Genomic DNA, 23256 nt, shown 5'->3' with positions numbered 1-23256 from the left:
ATGGTGAAACGCGTCTTAATCATCGATGAGGTACACCCTTCCCTAGCGAAGGAGTTGCGCGCATTGGGTTTTGATGTGGATGAAAAGCCCTATTTAAACGCGTCAGAGGTAGACATCCAAGGATACCAAGGTTTGGTACTACGTTCCAAATTACCGCTTACAGCTGAATTTATCTCCACCGGAACTTTGGAATTCATTGCCCGCGCAGGGGCAGGATTGGACTTAATCGATCTTGTGTTTTGCGAAGCGCAAGGGATCGCTGTATTTAGTGCCAATGAAGGCAATCGGGATGCGGTGGGTGAACATGTGATCGGCCAATTATTGAGTATCGCACGAAAAATTAACACAGCAGATAGCGAAGTACGGGCAGGAAACTGGAATCGCGAAGGAAATCGCGGTTGGGAATTACAAGGAAAGACACTCGGTATTTTCGGCTATGGTAACATGGGCCAAAGCCTCGCTAAAAAATTGCAAGGTTTTGATATGCAAATACTAGCCTATGACAAATATGCCCCAGCTACGCATAGCTTGGAGGATATTTTTGACCAGGCCGACATCCTTTCGTTGCATGTGCCACTCACGGATGAAACGCGCGACATGGTGAACCTCGATTTTATCTCGAAATTTAAAAAGCCTATCGTCCTGATGAATAGCTCGCGCGGAGCCGTTTGCTCATTGGACGCTATTTTAGCGGGATTGCAATCAGGTAAACTAATTGGACTAGCCTTGGACGTATTGCCTAATGAGCAAATCGCAGGGTGGTCAGACGCGGAAAAGGCACGTTTTAATGCTATTTCGGAATTTCCTCAAACTATTTTCAGTCCGCACGTTGCCGGCTGGACCCGCGAAAGTTATTGGAAAATAAACGACGCACTCATCGAAAAAATTAAAGCCTTTTATCAGCTATGAATTACCCCGAAAATATTGCTGAAAAATTAGGTTTTGACCACATACAGCGAGATATCTCGCAGGCTTGCCTCAGCCCCATGGGTGCTGAATTCGCAGCCAAAATGAAATTTTCCACCCGCCATTCCGTCGTTACATCTTGGGTTACGCAAGTACATGAGATGAAACAAATCATGGCGGAACATGGTGGCGAATGGCCCCAACAAGATTATTACGATTTGCGTGCTTGGTTCGCGCCATTGAGTTTAGAAGGACATTATTTGACGCCGGAAGACTGGCGGGATTGGCATCGCGGACTGGATATTTTAGTGCAGATGATTCGCTTTTTCACGAATCTAGATGCGGAAAAATTCCCTGAAATCAAGCGGATAACCCAGCAATACCAAGCGAAAGAAACGGAGATGGGATTAGATTTCCGTCAAATTATTCCGCTTATCCAAGAGCTCGACCGTGTTTTTGACGTGAATGGTCAAATCAAAGAAACGGCCTCTCCTGCCCTGGGTGACTTGAGACGGAAACGTTTTGCAGAAGAACAAAACCTGCGTAAAAAATTAGATTCATATATCCAACAAGCCTACAAGGAAGGCTGGGTGAGTAAAGACTTTTCGTTGACCTTGCGGAATGGCCGGATGGTTATCCCATTAGCTGCCGAGCACAAACGAAAAATCAAAGGATTCGTGCAAGACGAGTCGGATACAGGGAAAACTGTTTACCTGGAACCTGCCGATGCCCTTGTTTTAAACAACGAAATTAAGTCACTCGAGTCTGCGGAACGACGTGAAATCATTCAAATATTAAGCCGATTATCGGATCGCGTGCGCCCATTAGTTCCCATGCTCGCTGCATGGTTTCAATGGTTAGGCGTGATTGATTTTGTCCGCGCAAAAGCAGTTTGGGCGATTGAACACAACGCTATTTTGCCACATATTCAAGCGACACCTCATGTCGAATGGCGTGCGGCGAGACATCCGATTTTAGAGGAATCGCTTGCGAAAATTGGCAAAAAAATCAAACCGTTAGACATTACCTTGGATGCACAAAAACGCATCATGGTCGTTTCAGGACCGAATGCGGGAGGTAAATCAGTTACCTTAAGTACCATCGGACTGTTGCAATATTTGTTTCAAGCGGGTTGTTTAGTACCTGTGGCTGAAGGATCAACCATGGGATTCTTCGATCAAATATTTCTAGATATGGGCGATGAGCAAAATCTAGAAAACGAGCTTAGTACGTATAGCTCGCACTTGAGCAACATGCGCTATTTCTTACAACATGCGCAAGAGAAAACCTTATTGCTAGTTGATGAATTTGGAACAGGAACAGAACCGTCGTTGGGCGGGGCGATTGCGGAATCGATCTTAGAGAAGTTGGCCGACAAAGGTTCCTATGGTGCCATAAACACGCACTTTGGCAATTTGAAGAGTTTGGCAGATCGAAAAGCTGGTTTATTTAATGCGGCCATGCGTTATGACACGACCCATTTAGAGCCTCAATTCATTTTGGATATGGGGAAACCGGGTAGCTCCTTTGCCTTTGAAATAGCCCAAAAAATAGGATTACCCGCTCAGATCATCGAAAATGCGCGAAAAAAACTGGGAAAAAACCAAGTGGATTTCGATAAACTGTTGATGGAAACGGAGACGGAAAAGCAAATTTGGGAAAGTAAAAACAGTAGTTTAGCGGCCCAATTAGCGCAAGCAGAACGCATCAAAGAACAATATGCTAGCCTTAAACAATTACTAGAGGAAGACCAAAAACGCCTGCTTAATTCCGCCAAAGCGGAAGCGAAACAACTCATTAAAGATGCCAACCAAAAGATCGAACAAACCATTCGGGAGATCAAGGAGAAATCTGCAGAGAAAGAAGCCACGAAGGCAATTCGAAACACATTGACTGAATTTGCTACGGAGAAATTGGCCAATCCAGTGAAGAAAATAGAACCGAAGCAGATCATAACTAAGCCAACTGGCATCATTGAGGTAGGTTCTTGGGTGGCGATCAAGCAAGCGGATGGCGAAGGGGCCGTAGGTCAGGTACTCGAATTAAAAGGCAAAGATGCCGTGGTTGCCTTAGGTTCCATCCGAAGTACGATCAAGTTAAATCGTTTGGAAAAGACAGCCACACCGAAAGCTGAAAAGGCAACGCGCGTTGCCATGAAGGGCATTGATATGAATAGTCGGATGGCTCAATTCACATTAACGCTCGACGTGCGCGGAAAACGCGGCGAAGAAGTCTATGTGATTTTAGACCAATACATGAACGACGCCATATTATTGGGCGTTCCGGAAGTACATATTTTACACGGTAAAGGCGACGGCATTTTACGTGCGCTAGTCAAGGAGCAACTCAAACGCTACCGCGAAATTAAGTCGGTGCAGGATGAGCATGCCGACCGGGGTGGCGCGGGAATTTCAATTATTCAATTTAGGTAGCATGCGATTCATTGGGATTTTATTAGTCATCAGCTTACTGTTCGCTTGCCAGTCGGAATACAATCTAGGCATCCGTCAGCTCAAGGAGGGTCAATACAAAGAAGCCATTGAATCCTTCAACTTTGCATTAGATCGAAATCCACGTAATTCAGATATATATTATGCGCGTGGATTGAGCCGAGGTTTTTTAGATAATTATACGGGAGCGATTGCGGATTTGACTCGAGCGATTAAGTTGGATTCGGAGCAACCGAACTACTATTTTTACCGGGCCTACTTCAAATCCTTGTATGGAAATAATCGGGGCTCGATAGATGATTTTTCGCGCGCCATTGAATTAGAACCCTACTGGCGCGAAGCCTATTATAATCGTGGCGTGAAGCTCGTGCACGTCGGGCTGTTTGACGAAGCTTGTGCGGATTTTGAAACGGCCAAGTATTTCGGAGACACGCTTTCGAACAGCTACCTAAATCTTTATTGTCGGCCTATTTCCTCTATGAAAAAGGAAAAAAATTAGTGAACTTTACGGCTTATGTTCGACCCAAGAGGCTAGAGACTTGAGTCCATTTCAATTACTACTCATTAATATGCTTAGGGTCTAGCGCCTAAGGTCAAATTTACATTTATGTCATTAGCTAAAACGGGCGACAAGGTTGCCGTACATTACACAGGAAAACACGATGATGGTTCTATTTTTGATTCATCGGTTGGTCGCACTCCATTAGAATTTCAATTAGGTTCGGGTATGGTCATCAAAGGATTTGATGATGGTGTGACGGGCATGAGCATTGGTGAGAAAAAAACAATTGTGATCCCTGCGGCAGAAGCGTATGGTGAGCATTCGCCAGAAAATACCTTGACTATTGAGCGCACGCAAATTCCTCCACATATTGAATTGGAATTAGGTGCTTCATTGAGCATGCACCAAGATGGTGGCCAGGTGGTTGAAGTGATGATTACTGATTTGACAGAAACACATGTGACGTTGGACGCGAACCACCCGTTGGCTGGTCGTGATTTAACATTTGAATTGGAATTAGTAAGTATTCAATAGCATCCTATGAAAATTGATTTGCGCTCCTTTGTCCCCCATGGACTCGTTATTCTTGGCTTTATCGTCATTGCCTTTATTTACTGCGGACCTATTTTGCAGGGGAAGGTATTAGTTCAGCACGATATTCAGCAGGCTCAGGCGGCGGCACAGGAGAGCATTCAATTTAAAAAATCGTCGGGTACGGATGCGTGGTGGACAAATTCGATGTTTGGGGGCATGCCTACCTACCAAATTTCCGGATCTTATCCGTACAGTATTTCGAGTTATCTAGGCGGTTTTATTACCAATCTATTCCCAACTCCGGTCAATTTATTGATTCTCCAGTTATTGGGCATGTATTTATTCCTCTGGGCCCTGGGAGCGTCACCCCTACTCGGATTCGCTGGAGCGGTATTTTACGCCTTTGCGACTTATAATTTGGTCATTATCCCGGCGGGACACACGTCTAAAGTATTGGCATTAGCTTATGCACCGATGGTCCTAGCTGGAATTCGGATGTGTTGGGGCAAATATAAATGGCTTGGCGCTGCGGTTTTTGCGTTAGCTATGGCGTTGGAATTATATGCCAACCACGTCCAGATTACCTATTATTTATTCTTCATCATCGGGGCATATAAACTATATATGTTGGTGCATTCATTTCAGAACAAAACACTGAAAGACTGGTACTCCCGCGGATTATTGCTAGGCCTCGGCTTAATTTTAGCGATTGGAACACACGGTATGCGTCTTTGGAATAACTATGATTATGCCAAAGAGACAACCCGTGGAAAATCTGAATTAGCAGCCAATGCCAAACGTGGAGATGGATTAGACAGTGGCTATGCGTTCGATTGGTCGTATGGTTTATCGGAAACAGGGACATTATTAATTCCTAATTTCAAAGGTGGGGCGTCCCAAGGTGAATTAGGAGGAACGAAATCTGCCACCTACAAAACGATGGTGGATGCGGGATTTCCGGAAGATCAGGTATTGGGATTTGTGGAAAAAGCGCCAACCTATTGGGGTGAGCAGTCGTACACGGCTGGTCCAGCGTATGCCGGTGCCTTGGTGATTTTCTTGTTTTTATTCGCGGCCTTTTATGTCAAATCAGGCGAAAAATGGTGGATTCTAGGAATTACCACCTTGTTTTTAACGATGGCATGGGGCAAGAACTTTTCGTTGAATTACGTTTGGTTTGACTACATCCCGATGTTCAATAAGTTCCGTGCGATCACGATGGTCTTGTCGTTTGTGCAGTTTGGGATGGTGAGTTTGGGATTGATGGGCTTGATTCAATTAGCGAAACACAAACCAACTCTAGCTGAAATTAAGAAACCACTACTTTATGCGCTGGGACTTAGTGGTGGCTTATGTTTGTTGTTCGGGATGCTGCCTGATTTATTTTTTGATTTCAAAGGAGCGCAGGATGGAGCAGCCATCATTCAAGATGCCGCGTTGAATTCAGCCATTTGGAATAGCATACGTTTGGATCGGATTGATTTGTTTCAATCGGATGCCTTTAGAAGTTTGATTATTATTTTGTTAGGCGCCGCACTCGTATACAGTGCGAGTATGGCCAAGGTTAAGAAATCTGTTTGGGTGATTGGAATTGTATTTTTGGGCATCTTTGACCTAACTCCAGTAGCCAAACGGTATTTTGGTAAAGAGGCATTTGTTTCAAAAAGTACGTTGGAGGAGCAAGTTTTGCCAACGGCCGCAGACCAACAAATATTAGCGGACAAAGGAACATTTCGTGTCTTAAACTCGACGGTATCATTTATGAATGATGCAACAACGAGTTATTATCATCAATCATTAGGCGGTTATCACGCGGCGAAATTACGCCGTTACCAAGAATTGGTCGAGAAATATTTCGCGGGTAATCCAGGCCAAATGAACGTATTGAACATGTTGAATACTAAGTATATTATTGGCGCGGATTCAGCTGGCCAACCGGCTGTTCAACTGAATCCGGGTGCCTTGGGTAATGCTTGGTTTGTGCAATCGATTCAATGGGCGAAAAATGCGGATGAGGCCTTGAATGGCATTGAAAAAATCAATCCAGCATCGCAAGTCATTTTAGAAGAGCAGGATCGTGCGGTCATTGGTGCAGTGGTTTTGGATTCATCAGCGGTGTCCACGATACAGCTTCAAACCTATCAACCGAATCACTTGACCTATACAGCTAATGCGTCTAAAACTGGTTTAGCTGTATTTTCGGAGATTTATTACCGCGGCAATAAAGATTGGAAGGCCTATATAGATGGCAAAGAAGTGAAGCATGCACGTGCGAATTACGTATTGCGCAGCTTGGTGATACCGGCGGGAAAACATACCATTGAATTTAAATTTGAACCCTATTCAGTTGAAATGGGTCAAAAAGTCGACGGATTCGCATCCATCGGATTAATCTTATTTATCGCTTTGGCCATAGGTCTTACGGTAAAAAAACAAACAAAAACAGAGGCATGATCTATTCAATGACAGGTTTTGGGAAATCCCAAAAAGAGGCGCAAGAGTTACAAATTCGGGTTGAGGTTAAAACCTTAAATTCGAAGTTTACGGATATATTTTGTCGGCTTCCCAAATCCATTTCTGCACGCGAAATCGAAATTCGTAATTTCTTAACACAACAACTCGAGCGCGGAAAGATTGAATTAAGTGTACAGATTCAAAAGAATCATGATGGCGCTGAGGTGAGCATTTTACCTCAGGGTCAGATTGCTTTGTATTATGCGGAATTAAAGCGTGTCGCTACGGAATTGGGTGTATCCAATGTAGATGAAGGTGCCTTGTATTTACAGGCATTGAATGTGCCATCTAGTATTTCACAAGAAACGAAAGAAGAATCTGAAGAGGAAATTGAAGCCTTATGGCAGGTGATTTACGAAGCGATTCAAGAGGCGGTAGCCGAGTGTAAAGCGTTTCGTGCGCGTGAGGGTAAGATTGTCGAGGATAAATTCAGAGAATACATTGCTTCCATCGCCTCAGGTTTACAACAGGTAACGGAACAAGATTTAGTACGCATGCCGGGTATCCGGGAGCGCATGAAAAAATCTTTGTTGGAGCTAGGCCTAAACGAAGATTTCGACAAAAATCGTTTTGAACAAGAAGTCGTTTATTACATCGAAAAGTTCGACATATCTGAAGAAAAAGTACGTTTAAATACGCACTTAGGCTACTTCATCGACATCCTAGCGGAAGGAAATGGCAAGAAGTTAAACTTCATGGCGCAGGAGATTGGTCGGGAAATTAACACGATCGGATCTAAGGCGAATGACTCGCAGATTCAGCACCTTGTGGTGAACATGAAGGATGAGTTGGAGAAGATCAAGGAGCAGACGGCGAATGTGCTCTAAATGAGGTGAGAGGTAAGAGATAAGAGATAAGAAATGAGAGGTGTTTTCTTTGGCAAACCTTTCAGGATTGCCAAAGTTTGAGGCGTTTTTCACGCCGATTTCCCCTGAAACTCTAGACGCAAGGTATCGCGTCTCTACAAGAAAAATCTGGACTTCGGACTAAAGACTTCGGACTTACAACCCATTCAACAGCGCAATCCCCACACAACCCACCGCCAAACCTAGCCATTGCTTGCGCGTTAAACGCTCCTTGAAAAACACATAGGCCGTAACGGCACTCAATAAAATCACGCTCAAATTGTACATGGTCAATACCACTGCCGCATTATTTTGGTATGCGTCCAATGCCTTCAATAGGAAATAGAAGGAGAAGAAATTGGGTAAGCCCAACGGGATAGAAGCTAAAACGGAATTGCGATTCCAGTTGAGGGTGCCGTTTACCGACTTCCAAACAAGCACGATCAATGAACTAGCCATCGAGCCGATCAACAACATCATGATGAAGGGAAGTGTACCGCCAACTTGCACAGTCAAGGTGCTATTCAAATAACTAAAAAGTGTGTTCGTAAGCCCGTAAGCTACAAATACGGCTAATAACAACGCAACAACTGGTTTCGTATCGCTCGACGCATCCACCTGCGGACTACAGAAATAAATCGCCGCGAATGAGAACGCTAATCCCGCCGCAATCGACCAGGTGATTTCACCACCCGTTTTTAGAATAAACAAATTGATGAGCACCGGAATTACCAACGATATATTATTGGCCAGCGACGTAGGCGCCATACCATTCTTCTGTGTCGAGAATCCTGAAAGTAAAAACGTAATCACAAAGCCAATGCCCATCGCCATTAATAAAGCTGTATCTGAAGCAGCAGGCCAATGAAACGGAATGGCAGACGGTTGGTGAAAGTAGGCCGTCAAAAAACAAACCGGATAGTTCAACAAAATAGCTATCCGTGTATCCACCTTAAAGCGTGCGTGTGCTCTAAAATTCACCAGCAACAGCACAGAGAAAATGACACTTAAAATTAAATACAACATGTTATGATTTTTTAACCAGGTCCTCTAAAATACCAACCCATTCAGGGGAATTGTTGAGGCTTTCCACCAACTGCCAATGTTCTCCGCCCGCTTCCTCAAACAATTCCTTGTACTCCTCTCCTACTTCAATCGTCGTTTCCAAACAATCTGCCACGAAGGCTGGTGAGAACGCAAGAATCTTCTTTTTTCCCTCGGCAACGAGCTTCTTGATGGTATCATCCGTATAAGGCTGTAACCACGGATCACGACCTAGTCGGCTTTGAAAAGCAGTACTATATGTCCCTGGCTTTAAGCCCATCTCGGCAGCAATCCGACGGGTTGTTTCGTGGCATTGCGCACGATAACAGCCATGGTTTTTCTCGGTGATAGTTTCGCAACATGTACCAAAAACACAGGTATTCTTCGTATAATCTCCTTTGCGAATATGACGCTCAGGAACTCCATGATACGAGAATAAATAATAATCGAAATCAACATCCTTTTGGTAGTTGGCCGCTTTGGCTGCAAAATACTTGGCAAAATCAGGATGATCGTAAAAATAGCTAACCATCGAAAGCGCCGGCATCACTTGCCAGTCTTTCATTAATTCCATCACACGCTCATAAACAGATCCTGTTGTAGCAGAAGCATACTGCGGAAAGAATGGAATGACAATTAATTTCTTGAGGTTTTTAGACTGCATGTCGGCTAAGGCCGACTTCATATCTGGAGACTGATAGCGCATCGCTAATCGCACATAGTACGCATCGCCAAGCTTTTCTTGCAAATCTACGGCGACATCTTCCCCATAATATTTGAGGGGTGAACCACGCTCATCCCACAATTCTTGGTAGATCTTAGCGGATTTTGGCGCACGAAAAGGTGCAATAATTCCATTTACTAGAATCGTACGAAAGATGTAAGGAAAATCGATTACCCGACCATCCATTAAAAATTCACGTAGATATTTACGTACAGCTGGGGTTTTCGGATTATCCGGCGTACCCAAATTCACAAGTAGAACTCCAATCATAGCGCAAAGTTGGCCTATTTTATCTGAACACCCAACCTTCTGGAGTGATTTTTGTTCGCGTCGGACCTTCTACACAAGGTGTTTTATCTTGGCAATTAGCTGTCCCCGGAGGACAAGCATAGGTATCGCCTGGAATCGGAAAGGTAATGGGCGTATATCCAGCTGGAATATTTTTCGTTCGATCAATGTTAAAAATTCGCTTCCGAACAGAGAACACATTAAAAATACCTAATACACGTTCATTTGGCTTAGTTATTGATTTAATGTTTAAGCTAAAACGCGTTTCAGCAGGAACATCAAACAAGGAACCGCTAGATTGTACCGATGAAATCAAAGATTGGTAAAAATTATAGGTGTTTTTTGTCACCGAACGCTGCTCTAAACGAAAATAATAGGAGCCATATCCATCAAAAGGCAACCGCGCGACTTGTCGGCCTACCACCCGCTGCCCATTCGTCAGCACATCAGCAAACACATTCAAATCATTATTGGTCGTGATATCCCAGCAATTACCATCGCAGCGGTAATTTAAAATAGCAGTACTTGGAAAACGTGGCGTCACACAATCAAGCGTACGAACGAAGTCAAATCTGCCTCCATCGGTACACGTGGCACAAAATTGTGTAGCCTCGTAATGTCTCCAATTCCACATATAGTAATCACCTTCCGTAGGCAAATCCTTGAAATCTAAATAAACAGTGAAACCTGCTCGGCGTGGGTCAACTTTGGCATATTGTTCAAATGCTTCAAACCGAACAATCGTATTTTCAATCTCAGGAACCGCTTTCATTGTTTCCACGGTACTCTCATATTGATCCCCCACCAGCGTCCGCACAAATAACTTATACGAGCCACCCACTTTTCCTTTAAATCCAGCTGGAGGCAAATACACGCCCAAAGGCTTCACTACCTCTTTAAAGACCGTTTTAACCCCATTATTATCCATGATGTACACTTCGGCTTTGGTTACCGGCTGTGCGAGTACAGACAAAATACGATTGGCAGATCCAGTAATGCGCACTTTACACAATTCAGGATCATCGGAGATATCAGCTTCAATGGTCATGTACGAGTTTGAATCTTTTTGAACAAAATTTTCAATGGGCTGTACACACGAAAATAAAAGGGCTGCAAAAAATAAGGGTATATATTTAATAGGCATGGCTATAAAAATTTAAAGTTGTAAGTCATCGACACAAATGGAGAAGCAAAAACACTTAGCTCATACGCCCGCAAACCATTTTTTGTTGACTTAAAGAACACAGAATACGGATTTTGTCTTCCGTACAAATTATACACGGTAAACACCCAGCTTCCCTCCCAGCGCGCATGCTTCATCGAAGGGTTATTGATCGTCCAAGAAAAATCTAAGCGATGATAGTCGCGAACGCGATCGTTATTTCGCTCAGCAAACACGGGATATTTCTTACCTCCAATTTCATAACTTCCGGATGGGGAAGAAAACGGTCGGCCCGTATTATATGCAAACGTGAATGAAAAACTATGATGCGTCGTAGGCTGAATATTCCACATGACATTAAATGAATGTGGCTTATCATAATTGGTGGCAAACCAATTTCCGCGGTTGATCGACTGAATTTCAGGAAAATCGCCTATCATTTGATTAAACGCACGGGCATAGGTATAGGAAATCCAACCGGAATTTTCACCTTTCTTCTTTTGCAACATCACCTCAAATCCGTAGGCTTTCGATTTTCCAGAAATCAATTGCGTTTCAATGTTCGGGTTCAACTGCAAATTAGCACCAGACACAAAATCCAAGGTATTGCGCACATTTCGGTAATACGATTCCAACGATATCTCAAAGACATTCTCATTGAACGTTTTAAAGAATCCAATCGTTGCAAAATCACTTCGCTGAGGCTTAATGAATGAATCAGCCGTTTTCCAGCGGGAAGTAGGCAATGGCGTCGTGTTATTCGACAACAACTGGAAGAATTGTTGCTGACGGTTATAACCCATCTTCATCGTCGTATTTTCCGCCAATGAATATTTCATCGTCAAACGAGGCTCAAAACCACCGTATGTGGCCATGACTTCACCCGGTTCATAAGTCTTCTTCGAGATAATCGTATTGATGGAAGGCATAAAATCGGGCGCATACGTATTCACCGTTCCCGCACCAATACGCCAATATTTGGTATAACGAATACCCGCCTGAATGGTCCACTTCTCATTGAGCTTCCACTCATCGTCAACAAAAACAGCCGCCTCAATCGATTGCTCATCGTCCAATTTTACGGTAGCTACCCGCGAAACAACGCCATCATTTAAAGTTCCTGGCTTGATATCATAACGTGTAGTTGATATACCAAAATTCAATTTGTGATTTTCTACCGGCTGGTAATCAAAACTCATCGAGCCATTGCGATATAAAATGGCACTATTTAAGTCGATGGTATTAACAGAATCTGGCGCATACGTTTTAGTCACATAATTGGATACGGCTGCACTCACCAGCATATTTAACTTAGGCGAAAAATAATGATTCCAATGAAATGAGCCATTTTTATGGCCATAATCAAACGAAGTTTGTTTCGCCACCACGTTTTCAATACTGAATAATGAGTCTACTCGGTAGTAGTCGTTACTCAGGTAAGCAGATACGGAAATCGTATTTTGGGTATTAGGTCGAAAGTAAATCTTAGTGGCAATATCTGAGAAATTCGCACGAATGTTTTTCAGGTTGTCGGGTGCAAAGGATTTGAATAAGAAATCATTTGCCGACAAGCGGCCGGCTACGAGTACAGAAAGTTTTTCTTTAATCACGGGAATCTCGGCCATGATTCGGTTAGAAACCAAACCAATACCCCCTTGCATTTTAAACTTCTCCGTATTAGGCTCAATCATTTTTATATCAAGCACCGATGCCGTTCTACCACCAAAACGAGATGGAATACCACCTTTATACAACTCCAAATCACGAATGGCATCCGAGGCAAAAACCGAGAATAAACCAAACATGTGCGTCGGGTTAAAAATAGGGGTATCGTCAATAAAGATCAGGTTTTGATCCACATTCGAACCACGAATATTCAAACCATTAGCCCCTTCACCTACAGAAGAAACACCCGGCAATGACTGAAGGCTACGAATCACGTCCACTTCACCCATCATGGTAGGCAATTTTTTAATCCCTTTTAAACTTAGAACAGTCACACCTAACGAAGGTGTTTGGATATCTTTTTTGCTCGTGGAAGCAGATACAATTACCTCTTCCAATTGCTTCGTTACATCATTAAGCTCCACATTGAGAACCACATCCGCTTTGACATAAATTTTTGTGCGGAAGGGATTATACCCCACATTGCTCACTTTGACAATATATTCTCCTACAGGAAGTGGAATTTTAAAGAAACCTTTGGCATCTGTTGTCGCTCCTGACTTTTTAAAGTCGACCGAGATTGCAGCACCTATCAAGGGATCACCCGATTGTGCATCGATTACTTGACCACTTAAAATAGGAAGATTATACTCTTGAGCGATTAGATTCGTGTAAACACCAATCAATCCCAGCAACAATAGGCGGGTAAATACTTTATACATAGGTTAACAGCTAGTTAGCAAACGGTAATGATACGCATTTAATCAGACTTCTCTCACCCGAGTTGCGACCAAAAGGCTGAAATTGCGACGAAAGCCAACGTGAAAGGAATGAGTACCTTCCAACACAAGTGCATGAATTGATCTACGCGCAAACGAGGTAATGTCCATCGGATCCACATTTGCAGCGCAATAAGTACATAGGATTTGAGCATCAGCCAAACGAAACCCAATATGGTCGCATGAATCGACCCGGGAACCCCATTTGTCCAGTCGGCCAAACGTACAGAACCCACATTAGGCAATGGCGAATACCAAGCACCCCAGAATAGAATAACTCCCAAAATGCTCACCAAAAGCATCATGCCATACTCCGATAGAAATAATAAGGCCCAGCGCATACCGGCATATTCCGTATGAAAACCTCCTACGAGTTCGGATTCTGCTTCTGGAATATCAAAAGGGGCCCGATTAGCCTCAGCAAGTGAGGCAATGAAATAAATAATGAACAAAATAATGAAGAATGGCATGCGCACTACATTCCAGGTCAATATCCCCCCGATTCCCTGAACCTCAATTCCTAGCGCTTTAATGCCAAATAAATACTGAACTTCCTGCGAAAAAATGCCTTGTTGGCCTGCAATATCCTGCAAATTCAAACTTCCTGACACCATCACCACACATAAAATCGTCAAGCCCAATGGAATCTCAAAAGAAACTAATTGGGCCGCAGAACGAATGGCACCTAAGAGGGAATATTTATTGTTGGACGTCCACCCTGCCAACAAAATTCCCAAGGTATCTAAGGAAACAATGCCCATAAACAACATGACGCCCATTTCAGTTTGACTGCCTTGTAGCCAGGTTCCAGAACTGAGGGGGATGACGGAAAATGCACCAAAAATAGATAAAAAGATAATCCAAGGCGCTAGCAGAAAAAGGCGCTTTTGGGCCGCGGACGGAACGATATCCTCCTTTTGAATTAATTTGAGTAGATCAGCAAATACTTGCAATAATCCCCATTTTCCTACCTCCATAGGACCCAAACGATCCTGAATAAATGCAGAAAGTTTACGCTCGACATATACGCCGATGATGACATTGATTGTCAACAAAGCTAAGCATATGAGAAGCGCGATGAACATTAGTTAATCGCGTTTAAAGCTTGTAAGAAATCGGCTTTAAGATCCTCGATAGACTCAAGGCCAACGGCAATACGAACTAAACCTTCGGTGATTCCTAGTGAAACTTTTTCTTCGGGAGCAATTTTGGCGTGCGTCGTAGATGCGGGGTGCGTCATGATCGTACGCGAATCACCTAAATTAGGTGAAATAGAAGCTATTTTTAACGCCTTACTGAAGGCAACTACTTTTTCGAAGCCACCTTTGATATCGATCGTTAAGATACCGCCGCCATATTTCATTTGGCGTTTAGCTAACTCATAGTGGGGGTGTGACTTCAAAAAGGGGTATTTTACAGCATTTAGCACTGCATGGCCTTCCAAAGCTTCGGCGAGTGCTTGTGCATTTTCCGAATGTTTCTGCATCCGCAAGTCTAATAATTCTAAACTCTTCGAAAGGATCCACGCATTAAATGGAGATAACGAAGGACCGGTGTGACGAGCAAAGAATCGAATTTCATCTAAGTATACTTTCTTTCCACAGATAACACCACCTAGCACCCGGCCTTGGCCATCAATATATTTCGTGGCCGAATGAATGACTAAGTCGGCACCTAAGTCTAACGGAGTTTGTAAAATGGGCGTAGCAAAACAATTATCGACCGCTAACACGATATCGCGTCCTTTTTTCAAGGCAGCGAGTGCAGGCAAGTCGATGAGTTCTAAACCAGGATTCGAGGGTGATTCACAAAAGAAAAATTTGGTATTAGGCTGAATCGCTGCTTCCCAAGCCTTTATATCTGCCCCAGGAACAAAAGTGCATTCGATGCCCCATTTGGCCGTAATCTTAGTTAAAATTTGAATGCAAGAACCGAATAATGCATTAGAAGCAACAATGTGATCGCCTGCTTTAAGTAATCCGGCCATGGAAGCAAAAATGGCTGCCATGCCTGTTGAGAACGCTAAACCATCCTCGGCATTCTCCAGCATCACCATTTTCTCTACGAATTCATCCACATTGGGATTCATGTAACGCGAATAGATATTGCCAGACTTTTCCTCTGCAAAAATGGCTCTTCCTTCTTCCGCATCATCGAACGTAAAGCTTGACGTTAAATAAAGTGGGACAGAATGTTCGCGATTATGGGATCTTTCGGCTTGAATCCGAATGGCTTTCGTTTGTTTTTGCATCAGTCTCAAAAATTAATCTACAAAAGTAATAGAATAGTGGGAAATCGTGCCTATTCGGCATTCAGTATTTTTTGTCCGGAAAGATGCCCATAAGCCAACTGAATTATTTCAAGATAAATGAGTAAATTTCGACGTATTGATTCCTTTAGGATACAATAAAATAGAACTATGAAAAAACAATTACTGATTGCGCTAAGCGCAGCACTCCTATGCGTTTCATTACAATCGAATGCGCAAAAGTGGACTAATTTATTTGATGGAAAAACCTTTAAAGGGTTCAAACAACTAAATGGTCAAGCAAAATATGAAGTGAAAGATGGTGTTATGGTAGGAACTACCGTAGCCAATACGCCAAATTCTTTCATGGCCACCGAACAAGAATATGGTGATTTCATCCTTGAATTCGACGTTAAAGTGGATAACAAAATGAATTCTGGCGTTCAGTTCAGAAGTTTGTCAATTCCTGAATACCAAAATGGTCGTGTACATGGCTACCAAGCCGAAATCGATCCATCGACACGTGGCTGGTCAGGCGGTATCTACGACGAATCCCGTCGTGGCTGGTTATCTCAAAACGAAGGTAAGCCTGAAGCAAAAAAAGCGTTTAAGTTAGGGGATGTTTGGAATCACTACCGCATAGAAGCGATAGGCAGTACGATTCGTACGTGGATTAATGACGTCCCTGTGACTTACTTAGTAGATGATATGACTGCCAAAGGCTTTATCGCATTTCAAGTACATGCGATTTATGGCGAGATGAAAGCAGGCATGCAAGTGATGTGGAAAAATATCCGCATTCAAACAGGAAAAGACATGCAGCCACGCCCAATTGATGGCAAAACGGTTGTTGAGAATTACATGTTGAACAATTTATCTGAGCAGGAAAAAGCGGCAGGATTCAAGTTATTGTTCAATGGAAAAGACTTGACGGGATTCCGTTCGGCATTTAAAACGACGGCTCCCCCTTCCGTGTGGACTGTTGAAGATGGAACTTTGCACGTAAATTCATCTGGTGGCAAGGAGTCGGGTAATGGTGGAGACATTTTGACGAACGAGCAGTTTGGTAGTTTTGAATTAACGTTTGATTTTAAATTGACCGAGGGAGCTAATTCCGGTGTTAAGTATTTCGTGAATGAAACGTACAATTCGGGGATGTCGGCCATTGGATTAGAATATCAAGTATTAGATGATGCCAAGCACCCGGATGCGAAATTAGGGACAGTGGGCAATCGCACACTGGCTAGTTTATATGACATCATTCCATCTAACAAACCAGAGCCTCGTTTTCAAAAGAAGATTGGCGAATGGAATCAAGGACGGATTATTGTATATCCAAACAACATCGTACAACATTGGTTGAACGGGTTTAAAGTATTGGAATACGAACGTAAGAGCAACATTTTCAAGGTACTTGTCGCGCACAGTAAGCATGCTAAATGGCCGGGTTACGGCGCTCAAGACAAAGGAGCAATCTTATTTCAGGAGCACGGGGATTCCGTGTTTTATAAAAACATCAAAATCAGAGAAATTAACTAAACCTTATCATGGAAAGAAGATCATTTATTCAAAAAGGAGCATTAGCGACATTGGGTACTCTTGCATTTAGTCCCAAGTCATACAGTAAGATTATTGGCGCGAACGATCGCGTTCGTGTGGCGTGTGTGGGTTTTTCAGACCGTCACCGTGCCTCACATGTTCCTCCATTCAAGGCCCTAGCGAAGGGAATGAACTTTGAAATGGTGGCTTTATCGGATCTATGGAATCGTAGACGTGATGAAGGAAAAGCATTTTTAGAGAAGGAATTGGGTGGTTCGATTAAAACATACCGCAACAATGAAGAATTATATGCTGCCAAAGGCATCGATGCAGTGTTTATTTCTACAGCGGATTTCCAACATGCCTTGCATACGATCGAAGCGGTGAAAGCTGGTTGCGATACGTATACAGAGAAACCATTGGCAGAAACGATGGAAGATAACCGTGCGGTATTGAAAGCGGTGAAAGAATCAGGTAAAATTGTTCAAATCGGATCGCAGCGTCGTTCAGGAGAGAACTATTGGGCTGCTGATGAATTCATCAAATCAGGTAAGTTCGGTGATATCAAAATGGTGGAGTTGATGTGGAATGTAAACCAACCAGCTCGTTGGAGACGCCCTGAATTAACAAGCATTTTAAAAGAGTCAGATATCGACTGGAAGCGTTTCTTGATGAACCGTCCGGCGGATAAATTTGACCCACGTAAATATTTAGAGTATCGTTTATTCTGGCCTTATTCATCTGGAATTCCAGGACAATGGATGTCACACCAAATCGACACGGTACACTGGTTCTCAGGCCTAGCGCATCCAAACTCGGTTGTTGCCAATGGTGGAATTTACCAATGGAATGATGGTCGGGTGAACGCAGATACCATGACTGTGGTGTTTGATTATGGTCAAGGCAACAAAGGATTCCAAGTACAGTTCACATCGCGCTTCTCCAATTCAGCGGGTGGAACGAAGGAAATTTACTACTCAAATGCGGGTGAATTAAACTTGGATACCAATACCATTTCACCCAATGGTGGATTGCGTGAGCGCGAGGCGAAAGCCATGGGTATGCAGGCGAATTTATTGCCAACGATGAAAATTGAAGGTGCTAAAGTAGCAACCGATGCGGATACGGGTGGTGATTCATTGACTTTCAACCACGTGAAAAACTGGATGGAATGTGTTCGTTCACGTAAAACACCGAATGCGCCAATCGAAGCGGGTTACCAACACTCGATCGCAACGATCATGTCGAATGCGGCATATCGTACAGGTCAGCGAGTGACGTTTGATGAGAAGACGCAAGAGGTAATGGCGGGAGATAAAATTTTTAAGTATTAGTAGTCAGTGGTTAGTAGCTAGTTGACAGTGGTCAGTCGCTAGTCGACAGTCCGAAGGGAAATAGTCCGGAGGGAAAGTATAATTATCAGCGAAAGCAGGTATATACTTTTTCCTTCGGACTTTTCTATTAGACGCTAGTAGACAGTCGCTAGTAGTCAGTGGTCAGTGGAGAGTCACTAGTCGACAGTCCGAAGGGAAATAGTCCGGAGGGAAAGTTCAAAGTCTGTTTATTCAGTCAAGAGCTTTTTCCTTCGGACTATTCTTTTAGACACTAGTAGACATTCGCTAGTGGTCAGTCGCTAGTCGTCAGTCACTAATCACTAGTCGCTGGACATTGGACGTTAGACTTCGGACTCATTTCCTTCGGACTATTTCCCTCCGGACTGTCGACTAGCGACTGATTACTGACTACTGATTACTGACGACTAGCGACTGCCCCCTCTTGCCTAGGGTTTTAGATTTACTTATCTTGCACGCAAATTCGTATTTCCAATTATGGCTCAAATACCTACACAAACCAAGAAAGACCTCTTCACGCACATTGCGATATTAGCGTCCTTGTTTTTGGTTTTATTTTTCGGCTTTTTCTTTGTGTATCTGCCATGGAGTACACATCATGGAGAAACGATCAAAGTTCCCAATTTAAAAGGCTTATCGGCTGATAAAATGGAGGAATTGATCGATGCGAGTGATCTTACCTATGAAGTTTCTGACTGCACATATACGGCTGACAAGCCGCCATTGACCGTTTTATCACAATACCCATTGCCGAATGCCTTGGTCAAATCTGGACGTAAAATCTACATTACGATCAACTCCGAAACACCTCCTACGATTAAATTACCTACATTAGTGGGCTTGTCGGTGCGCAGTGCCGAGCAACAATTATTCATCGCAGGATTACGCAAAGGTATCGTTCACGAGGTGAATGACCCACGTGTAAAAGAGGTGATTGAAGTTCAGGCTTTGGGCCGTAAAATAGAAGCAGGCGCTAGCATACCAAAAGGTACCATGGTGGATCTGTACATTGGAAATGGTATGGCGAATGTCGACATGGAGATGCCAGATTTTGTGGGCAAACCGATGGATGAAGTGACCATTATTTTGGCAGGAATGAATTTAAAAGTAGGCAAAGTCGTATACGAAGCAAATGAAGCGTTTCCTGCGGGAACAGTCTTTAAGCAAACATGTGCGACCTGCGAAGGAACAAGTGTAAAACCTGGCGACCTGATCGACCTGTGGGTTGTGGGTGGTGAGGATGAAAACCAATAACAGCATGGATATTACGATTGAAGAATTAAAAGAACGCATGGACAAAGGGGAACTATTAAACCTAATTGATGTCCGCGAGGAATACGAATTTGATGAGTTTAATATTGGGGCAACCTTGATTCCATTGGGTGAATTACCTGACCGTTTGGAGGAAATTGAAGCCTGGAAAGATCAAGAAATTTTAATCCATTGCCGCTCTGGCGCACGTTCAGGACGTGCCAAAGAATACTTGACAAGCGAAGGATATACCAACGTACGCAATGTTTTAGGCGGTATGCTTGCTTGGCAAGAAGCTGGATATTAAGATGTTATCCATTTCCGCGAACGAATTCAAGGAAAATTTATCCGCTCTTTCCCTCTTGGATATTCGAACGCCGAGGGAACGAGCGGATTTTGATTTAGGGGGACTGCATATTCCTTTGGATGATTTACTAACGCGGATCCACGAGTTAAACACCACCACAACATACACCGTCATTTGTTATAACGGCACACAAAGCCAGATTGCTTGTCGGCTCATGACCGCCAAAGGCCTTCAAGCTCAAAATGTCACGGGAGGTCTGGAAGCTTATTTAAGCTTACCTTGAATGTAGGCGAAAGCCTGGTCGGGATGCACAAATTCAAAATCATCCTGATGTCGAAACCAAGTCAATTGTTTTTTAGCATAATGCCTCGAATTGCGTTTCAATAAGCGAATCATTTCGGGCTCATCGTACTCAGCTCTGAAAAACCCATATATTTCTTTATAACCTAAGGTTTTTAAGGCGTAACGATCTTGAAAGGCTTCGAAATCTTTGGCTTCTTGTACAAGGCCAGCGGCCAACATCATTTCCATGCGGGCATCGATTCGTTGGTATAATTCCTCCCGCGGACGATCAAGGCATATTTTGATCATCTCAAAAGGTCGCTCAGCTTTTTGCTGATGGCGGAAAGATGTATAGGATTTACCAGTCGACAAACATACTTCTAAAGCTCTAACAACCCGCTGCGGATTTTGCGCATCTACTTGCGTGGCATATTCGGGATCTAAGTCCTGTAGTTGCTTGAAAAGCTTTTCCAAGCCATCTGTTTCCAGGGCTTTCATTAAGCTTTCACGCAATGCCAAATCTACATCTGGCATATCGTCCAAACCTTCCATTAGCGCTTTCAAATAGAGTCCTGATCCTCCGGTAAGTATGACCACGTCATGCGTTTGGAATAAATCTGTCAGTATTTTCAGCGCATCACGTTCAAAATCTCCGGGAGAGAAATAGTCATGAATGGAATGTGAATCAATGAAATGGTGCTTGACGCCACCCTGCTCTTCGAGGCTAGGCTTTGCGGTACCTATGCTTAATTCTTGGTAAAATTGCCGGGAGTCGGCCGAGATGATTTCGGTATGAAAACTTTTGGCCATTTCGACACATAAAGCTGTTTTGCCAACAGCCGTAGGACCCGCAATGACCAAAAGTGTTTTATTCATCTTAATAGGTATTCTTCTTGCCGTACCATTTACGGCCAGCTTTGGCTTTATCGAATGAACGCGGGCTTTCAGCAGGTTTCGCTGCTGCAGCTCCAGGACCGGCTGGTTTTCCACCGCGGTTTGGAGGCCCTTGCTTCGCTTTTTTCTCAACGGTTAAGACCTTCATGGGGTAGCGATGTGCTTCCACAACGGGTACTTTTTTACCGATCAACTTCTCAATATCCTTCAAATAAGCTTTTTCCTCAATGTCACAGAATGAAATTGCGGTACCTCGCGCGCCGGCACGACCTGTCCGACCGATCCGGTGCACATACGTTTCCGGGATGTTGGGCAATTCAAAATTAATCACATATTCCAAATCATCCACATCGATTCCACGCGCCGCGATATCCGTAGCGACCAAAACACGTGTAGTTTGAGCGGTAAAGTTTTTCAAGGCTGTTTGGCGCGCATTTTGGGATTTATTTCCATGAATGGCTTCAGCTTTGATGCTTGCCTTCAGGAGGACTTTGACAACTTTATCGGCACCATGTTTGGTACGCGTAAAGACTAAAGCTGTTTTGATTTTGGTGTCTTCTAGAATATCTAACAACAGCGTATTCTTGTTGTTTTTGTCAACAAAATACACCGATTGATTAATGATTTCCACGGTTGACGAAACCGGAGTCACCGAAACCTCAGCGGGGTTACGCAAAATAGACGCGGCCAACTGCACAATTTCAGGTGGCATCGTCGCCGAGAAAAACAAGGATTGTCTTTGACGAGGCAAAGCAGCCAAAAGCTTGCGTACATCATGAATAAAGCCCATGTCGAGCATTCGGTCGGCCTCATCGAGGACAAAATATTCTACATTGGCAATCGATAAAAGCTTTTGATTCATCAAATCCAACAAACGTCCTGGGGTCGCAATCACGACATCAACACCTGATCTAAGCGCGGAAACTTGTGGGCTTTGTCCAACTCCACCGAAAATAACGGTATAGTTAAGAGAGGTGTGACGTGCGTAGGCTTTAAAACTTTCTCCGATTTGAATCGCAAGTTCCCGCGTGGGAGTTACGATCAATGCACGGATTTTTTTAGGCTTTTGAAATGTTTGATTAGCATCCATCAATTGAATGATGGGTAAGGTAAAAGCGGCGGTTTTTCCGGTACCCGTTTGGGCGCAACCAAGTAGGTCGGTGCCTTTAAGTACAATCGGAATAGCTTGCGCTTGAATGGGGGTTGGGGTTGAATAACCCTCCTCACCGAGCGCCTTTAAGATAGGCTCAATGAGGTGTAACTCTTGAAATGTCATATTAAAATGAGAATGTGTGCTTATGAGTAATAACTGGAAATAACAAGCATCCTCATAATAATGGCGCAAGTTACGGCTTTATTTCGGCATTTCGCGCTTTCGATGAACGCCTGCGCGGGCTGGGTGACGCTGCTGGGGTCGTTGACAAGGCAGCGTAACTGATAAATGGCGAACGTTCTTAAACCACATAAATTGCCCAAGAACTTGATAAACTACAAACGAACTGCGGCTTGAATTTCTTTTGGTTTTTGGGTACCAATCAACAATTTATCACCTGATTTGAACACCAATTGAAGCCCTTCATTCCCAGCTATATTATATACCTTCCCCTGCCCATTAAAGCCATATTTAATCCCCCAGCCACCATATTCAAACAAAGGATCATACGTACGAACTTGAGCGGATTCAATGGATTCCCAAGAATAGAATTTTTCTTTAAAATGAAAAGGAATAAACCGCACATAAATGCCTGCTGAAGTCACTCGAGTTACTAAACGCATCTGCCAAAACAAAATGGGGAATCCTAGGCCGATAATTCCACCCACAAAAAATGATATATTTATTTCATTTAGTTCCTGCATCAAAGCAAAAATCATGGTAGCCCATGTTCCAAATAAAATTAACCACAACCACCACTGCGTAAATCGCTGCGTTTCTTTAAATTCAGTCATCTAATGAACAATTTGAATGGCAA

20 protein-coding genes are annotated in these 23256 nt (G+C 43.4%); 11 read left to right on the top strand and 9 right to left on the bottom strand.

The window, feature by feature from the left end:
- The 6 genes from U0R10_RS02425 (at position 1) to U0R10_RS02400 (ending at position 7733) form a co-directional block, all read left to right on the top strand.
- Entirely contained in the window at positions 1-909 is a 909-nt protein-coding gene (locus U0R10_RS02425; RefSeq protein WP_377982139.1) for an NAD(P)-dependent oxidoreductase, read from the top strand.
- Positions 906-3338: an endonuclease MutS2 gene (locus tag U0R10_RS02420; RefSeq protein WP_377982137.1), complete on the top strand. Its 2433-nt coding sequence runs from the start codon at positions 906-908 to the stop codon at positions 3336-3338. The genes U0R10_RS02425 and U0R10_RS02420 overlap by 4 nt, the downstream gene beginning before the upstream one ends.
- Entirely contained in the window at positions 3286-3855 is a 570-nt protein-coding gene (locus U0R10_RS02415; RefSeq protein ID WP_377982135.1) for a tetratricopeptide repeat protein, read from the top strand. Before U0R10_RS02420 ends, U0R10_RS02415 begins: the two co-directional genes overlap by 53 nt.
- Positions 3856-3963: 108 nt before the next feature.
- A complete protein-coding gene (locus tag U0R10_RS02410) occupies positions 3964-4392 on the top strand; it encodes an FKBP-type peptidyl-prolyl cis-trans isomerase (protein ID WP_377982133.1) in 429 nt (142 codons plus the stop codon).
- A gap of 6 nt (positions 4393-4398) precedes the next feature.
- Entirely contained in the window at positions 4399-6846 is a 2448-nt protein-coding gene (locus U0R10_RS02405; RefSeq protein WP_377982131.1) for a YfhO family protein, read from the top strand.
- The gene (locus U0R10_RS02400; RefSeq protein WP_377982129.1) at positions 6843-7733 is read left to right on the top strand and encodes a YicC/YloC family endoribonuclease; all 891 of its coding nucleotides are present in this window, start codon (positions 6843-6845) and stop codon (positions 7731-7733) included. Before U0R10_RS02405 ends, U0R10_RS02400 begins: the two co-directional genes overlap by 4 nt.
- A 174-nt stretch (positions 7734-7907) precedes the next feature.
- On the opposite strand, the gene U0R10_RS02395 is transcribed toward U0R10_RS02400, so the two are convergent.
- The 6 genes from U0R10_RS02395 to U0R10_RS02370 are packed head-to-tail and all read right to left on the bottom strand — an operon-like array spanning position 7908 to position 15664.
- Positions 7908-8777, bottom strand: a complete 870-nt coding sequence (locus U0R10_RS02395) for an EamA family transporter (RefSeq protein WP_377982128.1) — start codon at positions 8775-8777, stop codon at positions 7908-7910.
- A 1-nt stretch (position 8778) separates the two neighbouring features.
- On the bottom strand, positions 8779-9789 hold the full coding sequence (gene hemH / locus U0R10_RS02390) for a ferrochelatase (protein ID WP_377982126.1): 1011 nt from the start codon (positions 9787-9789) through the stop codon (positions 8779-8781).
- Between the two features lie 19 nt (positions 9790-9808).
- Positions 9809-10951 carry a DUF4249 domain-containing protein gene (locus U0R10_RS02385; RefSeq protein ID WP_377982125.1) on the bottom strand — a complete coding sequence of 381 codons (1143 nt, stop codon included), beginning with the start codon at positions 10949-10951 and terminating at the stop codon, positions 9809-9811.
- A 2-nt stretch (positions 10952-10953) separates the two neighbouring features.
- Positions 10954-13356 carry a TonB-dependent receptor gene (locus U0R10_RS02380; RefSeq protein WP_377982123.1) on the bottom strand — a complete coding sequence of 801 codons (2403 nt, stop codon included), beginning with the start codon at positions 13354-13356 and terminating at the stop codon, positions 10954-10956.
- Positions 13357-13409: 53 nt separating this feature from the next.
- On the bottom strand, positions 13410-14498 hold the full coding sequence (locus U0R10_RS02375; protein ID WP_377982121.1) for a complex I subunit 1/NuoH family protein: 1089 nt from the start codon (positions 14496-14498) through the stop codon (positions 13410-13412).
- Positions 14498-15664: a trans-sulfuration enzyme family protein gene (locus tag U0R10_RS02370; protein WP_377982120.1), complete on the bottom strand. Its 1167-nt coding sequence runs from the start codon at positions 15662-15664 to the stop codon at positions 14498-14500. The genes U0R10_RS02375 and U0R10_RS02370 overlap by 1 nt, the downstream gene beginning before the upstream one ends.
- A gap of 168 nt (positions 15665-15832) precedes the next feature.
- On the opposite strand from U0R10_RS02370, the gene U0R10_RS02365 reads away from it, so the two are divergent.
- The 5 genes from U0R10_RS02365 (at position 15833) to U0R10_RS02345 (ending at position 20393) form a co-directional block, all read left to right on the top strand.
- Complete coding sequence (locus tag U0R10_RS02365; RefSeq protein ID WP_377982118.1) at positions 15833-17200, top strand: 3-keto-disaccharide hydrolase; 1368 nt, start codon at positions 15833-15835, stop codon at positions 17198-17200.
- A gap of 5 nt (positions 17201-17205) precedes the next feature.
- Complete coding sequence (locus U0R10_RS02360; RefSeq protein ID WP_377983004.1) at positions 17206-18534, top strand: Gfo/Idh/MocA family protein; 1329 nt, start codon at positions 17206-17208, stop codon at positions 18532-18534.
- A gap of 495 nt (positions 18535-19029) precedes the next feature.
- Positions 19030-19806, top strand: coding sequence for a PASTA domain-containing protein (locus U0R10_RS02355; protein ID WP_377982116.1), 777 nt, complete (start codon positions 19030-19032; stop codon positions 19804-19806).
- Between the two features lie 4 nt (positions 19807-19810).
- Entirely contained in the window at positions 19811-20110 is a 300-nt protein-coding gene (locus U0R10_RS02350; protein WP_377982114.1) for a rhodanese-like domain-containing protein, read from the top strand.
- Between the two features lies 1 nt (position 20111).
- Positions 20112-20393: a rhodanese-like domain-containing protein gene (locus U0R10_RS02345; RefSeq protein ID WP_377982112.1), complete on the top strand. Its 282-nt coding sequence runs from the start codon at positions 20112-20114 to the stop codon at positions 20391-20393.
- On the opposite strand, the gene miaA is transcribed toward U0R10_RS02345, so the two are convergent.
- The 3 genes from miaA to U0R10_RS02330 all read right to left on the bottom strand — a co-directional run bounded on the left by miaA (position 20375) and on the right by U0R10_RS02330 (position 23233).
- Complete coding sequence (gene miaA / locus U0R10_RS02340) at positions 20375-21268, bottom strand: tRNA (adenosine(37)-N6)-dimethylallyltransferase MiaA (protein WP_377982110.1); 894 nt, start codon at positions 21266-21268, stop codon at positions 20375-20377. The two genes, U0R10_RS02345 and miaA, sit on opposite strands and share 19 nt — an antisense overlap.
- A 1-nt stretch (position 21269) precedes the next feature.
- Positions 21270-22562 (bottom strand): DEAD/DEAH box helicase, encoded by a 1293-nt coding sequence (locus U0R10_RS02335; protein ID WP_377982108.1) that lies wholly within the window; start codon positions 22560-22562, stop codon positions 21270-21272.
- Positions 22563-22774: 212 nt separating this feature from the next.
- Positions 22775-23233, bottom strand: a complete 459-nt coding sequence (locus U0R10_RS02330) for a DUF6141 family protein (RefSeq protein WP_377982107.1) — start codon at positions 23231-23233, stop codon at positions 22775-22777.
- Positions 23234-23256 lie beyond the last annotated feature (23 nt).

Origin of the sequence: Aquirufa avitistagni (assembly GCF_042715545.1) — a bacterium.
GTDB lineage: Bacteria > Bacteroidota > Bacteroidia > Cytophagales > Spirosomataceae > Aquirufa > Aquirufa avitistagni.
Note: the sequence above shows the minus strand (reverse complement) of the source record. Positions and strands in the feature narration are given on the sequence as shown.